Source organism: Arthrobacter sp. MDT2-3 (assembly GCF_059090465.1).
The window spans coordinates 1-427 of the sequence record NZ_JBNHFS010000021.1; the positions used below are offsets into that span (position 1 = coordinate 1).

The window sequence follows — 427 nt, forward strand, 5'->3', positions numbered from 1 at the left end:
CGGATGAAGGCGCCTTGGGTGTGGCGGAGGGCTTCTTCGCTGGGTTCGGTGCCGTCGGCGTCGATGGTGTCGGCCCAGCGGCGGGCGACGCGGGCGAGGAAGTCCGGGTCCGCGGTGGCGGCGGTGGTGGTGAGGTTTTCCTCGATCAGCGCCAGCCGCTCCGGTGTGAGGAGGTGACGGAGCCGGTTCAGGGTCAGGGCGATGATGGTCCCGGCCCGGGAGGAGACCGCCGGGCTGGCGGCGCTGCAGGCAGTTGGTGTTTCCCCGCTGCCGTCCCTGGCGGCGTCGGTGGTGTCCGTTGTGTCCTGGAGGTCGCCGGCGGGTGCGGGTGCGGGTGCGGGTGTGGGTGTGAGGGCTGCGGCGAGGTGTTCGCGGGTGGCCGGGATGGTGTCGCCGGTGAGGGTAGTTGTTGGCAGGATGTCCGCTG

General features: G+C 71.9%; 1 pseudogene. It reads right to left on the reverse strand.

Going from position 1 to position 427, the window contains the following annotated elements:
- Positions 1 to 427, reverse strand: a pseudogene (locus AC5RUQ_RS20945) (HNH endonuclease signature motif containing protein); the annotation flags it as partial.